At 70.5% G+C, this 4,875-nt stretch carries 5 protein-coding genes and 1 pseudogene; 4 read left to right on the plus strand and 2 right to left on the minus strand.

From position 1 onward, the window contains the following. Positions 1 to 548, plus strand: a 548-nt coding sequence (locus R6V09_RS45990; protein WP_317887430.1) for a phosphopantothenoylcysteine decarboxylase domain-containing protein, incomplete at its 5' end; no start/stop codon positions are given. Between the two features lie 239 nt (positions 549 to 787). Further along, positions 788 to 1,996 carry a methionine adenosyltransferase gene (gene metK, locus R6V09_RS45995; RefSeq protein ID WP_317887431.1) on the plus strand — a complete coding sequence of 403 codons (1,209 nt, stop codon included), beginning with the start codon at positions 788 to 790 and terminating at the stop codon, positions 1,994 to 1,996. A 69-nt stretch (positions 1,997 to 2,065) separates the two neighbouring features. Here metK and R6V09_RS46000 read toward each other — a convergent pair whose 3' ends face one another. Together R6V09_RS46000 and R6V09_RS46005 are read right to left on the minus strand one after the other, a co-directional pair. After that, entirely contained in the window at positions 2,066 to 2,818 is a 753-nt protein-coding gene (locus R6V09_RS46000; RefSeq protein WP_317887432.1) for an ABC transporter permease, read from the minus strand. Further along, positions 2,808 to 3,722, minus strand: a complete 915-nt coding sequence (locus R6V09_RS46005) for an ABC transporter ATP-binding protein (RefSeq protein WP_317887433.1) — start codon at positions 3,720 to 3,722, stop codon at positions 2,808 to 2,810. Before R6V09_RS46005 ends, R6V09_RS46000 begins: the two co-directional genes overlap by 11 nt. A gap of 68 nt (positions 3,723 to 3,790) precedes the next feature. Between R6V09_RS46005 and R6V09_RS46010 the strand changes: the two genes are divergently transcribed. Next, positions 3,791 to 4,321, plus strand: coding sequence for a TetR/AcrR family transcriptional regulator (locus tag R6V09_RS46010; protein WP_317887434.1), 531 nt, complete (start codon positions 3,791 to 3,793; stop codon positions 4,319 to 4,321). A 61-nt stretch (positions 4,322 to 4,382) separates the two neighbouring features. Then, positions 4,383 to 4,875, plus strand: a pseudogene (locus tag R6V09_RS46015) (primosome assembly protein PriA); the annotation flags it as partial.

Here is a 4,875-nt window from a genome sequence, read left to right on the forward strand (position 1 = left end):
TCGCACGCACCGCCGCCGCCCGCGGCGCCCGGGTCACCCTCCTCGCGGCGAACACGGGACTGCCGGACCCGGCGGGCGTCGACGTCGTCCAGGTCGGGACCGCCGTACAGCTGCGGGAAGCGGTGCTGAAGGCCGCCGCGGACGCGGACGCGGTCGTCATGGCCGCGGCGGTCGCCGACTTCCGCCCGGCCGAGTACGCGACCGGGAAGATCAAGAAGAAGGACGACAAGGACCCCGAGCCCATCGTCCTGGTGCGAAATCCGGACATCCTCGCGGAGATCTCCGCCGACCGGGCCCGCCCTGGACAAGTGGTCGTCGGGTTCGCCGCCGAGACGGACGACGTCCTCGCCAACGGACGTACCAAGCTGGCACGCAAGGGATGCGATTTGCTGGTGGTGAACGAGGTGGGCGAGCGCAAGACCTTCGGTTCCGAGGAGAACGAGGCGGTCGTGCTGAGCGCCGACGGCAGCGAGACCACGGTGCCCCACGGCCCGAAGGAAGCCCTGGCCGAGACCGTGTGGGACCTGGTCGCACAGCGTCTTGCCTGATTTGTTTCAGCCATCTGACAGTTCGCTGAAACCTGACATTGGTGCGTGGCGGCTCTGGCCAACGGCACTCGGCATTCGGCAAAATGCGCGTGCCGCAGGTCACAGCACTTCCCGAGAGACGAGACGGGGGGACCGTCTGTCGACCGCGACCGATAAACTGTTCTCGGACGACGTCGGGCGCAGCTCCCGTCCCGTCCGCCAATGATCAGCCAGCAGCCGCTGCAACCTCAGGGAGCGTTGTGTCCCGTCGTCTTTTCACCTCGGAGTCCGTGACCGAAGGTCACCCCGACAAGATCGCTGACCAGATCAGCGACACCATTCTCGACGCGCTTCTGCGGGAGGACCCGACCTCCCGGGTCGCCGTCGAGACGCTGATCACGACCGGCCTGGTGCACGTGGCCGGTGAGGTCACCACCAAGACCTACGCGCCCATCGCGCAGCTCGTCCGCGACAAGATCCTGGAGATCGGCTACGACTCCTCCAAGAAGGGCTTCGACGGCGCCTCCTGCGGCGTCTCGGTGTCCATCGGCGCGCAGTCCCCGGACATCGCGCAGGGTGTCGACACGGCGTACGAGAACCGTGTGGAGGGCGACGACGACGAGCTCGACAAGCAGGGCGCCGGCGACCAGGGCCTGATGTTCGGTTACGCGACGGACGAGACGCCGACGCTGATGCCGCTCCCGATCTTCCTGGCGCACCGCCTCGCCAAGCGCCTCTCGGAGGTCCGCAAGAACGGGACCATCCCGTACCTGCGCCCCGACGGCAAGACCCAGGTCACCATCGAGTACGACGGCGACAAGGCCGTCCGCCTCGACACGGTCGTCGTCTCCTCGCAGCACGCGTCCGACATCGACCTGGAGTCGCTACTCGCCCCCGACATCCGCGAGTTCGTGGTCGAGGCCGAGCTGAAGGTGCTCCTGGACGAGGGCATCAAGCTCGACACCGACGGCTACCGCCTGCTCGTGAACCCCACCGGCCGTTTCGAGATCGGCGGCCCGATGGGCGACGCCGGCCTGACCGGCCGCAAGATCATCATCGACACGTACGGCGGCATGGCCCGCCACGGTGGTGGCGCCTTCTCCGGCAAGGACCCGTCCAAGGTCGACCGCTCCGCCGCCTACGCCATGCGCTGGGTCGCGAAGAACGTCGTGGCCGCGGGCCTCGCCTCGCGCTGCGAGGTGCAGGTGGCGTACGCGATCGGCAAGGCCGAGCCGGTGGGCCTGTTCGTGGAGACCTTCGGCACCGCCAAGGTCGACACCGACCGGATCGAGAAGGCGATCGACGAGGTCTTCGACCTCCGCCCGGCCGCCATCATCCGCGACCTCGACCTGCTGCGCCCGATCTACGCCCAGACCGCCGCGTACGGCCACTTCGGCCGTGAGATCCCCGACTTCACCTGGGAGCGCACGGACCGCGTGGACGCGCTGCGGAAGGCTGCGGGGCTTTAAGCCGCGATTGCTGTTGCGAGGCCCGGTTTCCCTTTGGGGGAGCCGGGCCCTCGGCATTTCCGGACGGAGTCAGCGGCGGATGCGGTGGGCGGACACCAGGAGGGCCGTCGCTGTGATGGCCGCGATGACCGCCGTCGAGTGTGCGTAGGCGTGGGGGTCGCCGGTGACGGCTGCCTGGAAGCCCTGCAGGGCCCAGTAGCCCGGTGTCGCGGGTGCCACCGTGGAGACCCAGTGGGGGAGGACGGTGAGGGGGACCAGGCAGCCGCTGAGGCAGGTGATCGTGAGGGCGCCGATGTCGGAGGCGGCGGCCAACTGGCCCTGGCTGCGGGCGTGGACGCCGAGGGCGAGGCCGCAGGAGGTTACGCAGGCCGCCCAGAGGAGGGCCAGCAGCGGTAGGCGCCAGGTGCCGGCGGCGAGAGGGAAACCGAAGACCGCGGTCGCGAAGAGGAAGAGTACGGCCTGCTGGGTGAGGAACAGCGCCGCCAGTGGCAGGGCCTTGCCGGTCAGGATCGTCGTGGGAGTCGCGGGGCCCGAGCGCAGGCGGTCCCAGGTGTGCCAGGTGCGTTCGGAGAGCAGGAGTTGGCCGGCCACGTCCAGGGCGAGCAGGGTGAACATCACCGCGATGCCGGGAGCGGCCTGTACGACGCCGGGTGTGCCGGGGGTGGCCAGGCGCTCGTACACCGGGTGGAGCACGCTCAGCAGCACCAGTGACATGACGGTGTAGGCGAGCGGGGTTCCCGGGTCGCGGACGAGCAGGACGAGGGTGTGGCGGGTCATGGCCCAGGTGCGGCGGGCTGTGGGTGAGGCGAGTTCAGGCCGCATGATGGGTCTCCGTGGGGAGTCGGTCGGCGGCCAGGCTTCGGTAGAGGTCGTCGAGGGAGGGTTCGCGGACCGCGGCCGAGCGGACCCGGGTGGTGTCGGGGCCCAGGTCCTGGAGAAGTCGGGCCAGTGCCTGCGCCGGGTCCACGGTGCTGAAGCGCAGTTCCCCGGGGGCCGTTGAGGTCTGCGTGAGGTGTTCGGGTACGGGGCCGGTGAACGTCACGGTGACCTCGCCGGGCAGGCCGTCCAGGAGGTCGGCGCGGTCGCCGCGGGCGATCACCCGGCCGGCCGCGGCCACCGCGAGGGTGGCGCCGAGGAGCTCCAACTCCGGTAGGTAGTGCGTGGTGTAGCAGATGGCGGCGCCTTCGTCGGCGCGGGTCCTGACGAGTCGTAGCAGCGCTTCGCGGGTGGTGGGGTCGGCGCCGACGGTGGGTTCGTCGAGCAGCAGCACGCGGGGGCGGGGCAGGAGGACCGTGGCCGCCTGGGCGCGCCGCTGCTGGCCGCCGGAGAGCGTCGCGATCGGTCGGTCGAGTACGTCGGTGAGGGCCAACTCCTCTGCTACGGCGGCCAGTTCGATGCGCAGTTCGGTCCGGCGCAGGCCGGCCAGGCCGCCGAAGAGGCGGAGGTTCTGGCGCAGGGTGGCGGTGGGATAGAGGGCCAGTTCCTGGGGTGCCAGGCCGATCAGGCTTCGGGCGGCGCGTGGGGCTGTGGCGAGGTCCGTTCCCGCGACGAGGACCGAGCCCGCGTCGGGCCGCTCCAGGCCGGCGACTATGCGGGCGAAGGTCGTCTTGCCCGCGCCGTTGTGGCCGATCAGGCCGCAGATCTCGCCGGGCTCGATCCGCAGGTCGAAGCCGTCGAGGGCCTGGACGGGACCCCATCGCTTGCGCAGGCCGCTGACGGTCAGCATGGCCACTCCCTCGATATATACAACGTATACGTATACTGTGTATACGTAGCTTCGAGGGAGGATGTCAAGTGACGCCACGGCGGATCAGTCGTGATCAAGTGCTCGACGTGACATGGGAGTTGGCGACCCGGAAAGGGCTGTCGGCCGTCACTATGCGAGCCGTCGCGCAGGAACTCGACGTGAACCCGATGACGCTCTACCGGCACGTCGGCGACAAGCAGGGACTCCTCGACGGCCTCGTGGAGCGACTGCTGCTGGAGATCGAGGTACCCGCTCCCGGACTCGACTGGCGGGAGCAACTGCGCCTGCTCGCGCACAGCATGCGGGCCACCGCCCGCCGTCACCCCGACCTGTTCCTGCTCCTCTTCCAACGGCCGGCGGTGACCCCGGAGGCCGTCGGGCCGCGCAACGCGGTCTACGGCGCCCTGCGCGCCGCCGGGCTCCAGGAGGACCGGATTCCGCGGGCCGAGCGGCTGTTGTCGACGTTCATGCTCGGGTTCGCCGCCTCGGAGGCGGGGGGACGATTCCGGGACAGCGACCCGGACGAGGACATGGCCTACGTGGAGCGCCTCGTCGTGCGGCTTCTCTCCGAGGTCTAGAGGACCGGGCGCGGACGGCGGTCGTCGGCCGTTGTCAGTCGCGTTTGGTAAGAATGCAGGCGTGAGCAGCGCGGACGGGGAACGGGACGGCGGGGCGGAGGGTGCGCCGCCCGAGCAGCTTGCGCTGATTCGGGAGAGCGTGCGGCAGGCGAAGGGGCCGAAGGCGAAGCCGCGGACGTGGCGCGCGGCCGCGCTGGCCGGGGAGTTGCCCGTCGCGCGGGTGCTCGTCGACAAGGGGGTGCTGCATCTCGACCGGTACTTCGACTACGCCGTGCCCGCCGAGCTCGACGCCGACGCGCAGCCCGGGGTGCGGGTGCGGGTGCGGTTCGGGGCCGGGCGGCACCGGGTGCGGGACGGGCGGCGTGAGGGCGGGGGGCTGATCGACGGGTTCCTCGTCGAGCGGCTGGCCGAGTCGGACTACTCCGGGCCGCTCGCCGCGCTGGCTCAGGTTGTGTCGCCCGAGCCGGTGCTGAGTGCGGAACTGCTGGGGCTCGCTCGGGCCGTTGCCGATCGGTATGCCGGGAGTCTCGCCGATGTGCTGCAGCTGGCCGTGC

The organism is Streptomyces sp. W16 (genome assembly GCF_033194735.1).
In the GTDB taxonomy this organism is placed as follows: Bacteria; Actinomycetota; Actinomycetes; order Streptomycetales; family Streptomycetaceae; genus Streptomyces.

Bases quoted from the DNA above. Each gene is read 5' to 3' on its own strand.
- R6V09_RS46005 (WP_317887433.1), bottom strand. From the start codon at position 3,722: ATGCTGACCGTCAGCGGCCTGCGCAAGCGATGGGGTCCCGTCCAGGCC.
- R6V09_RS46000 (WP_317887432.1), bottom strand. From the start codon at position 2,818: ATGCGGCCTGAACTCGCCTCACCCACAGCCCGCCGCACCTGGGCCATG.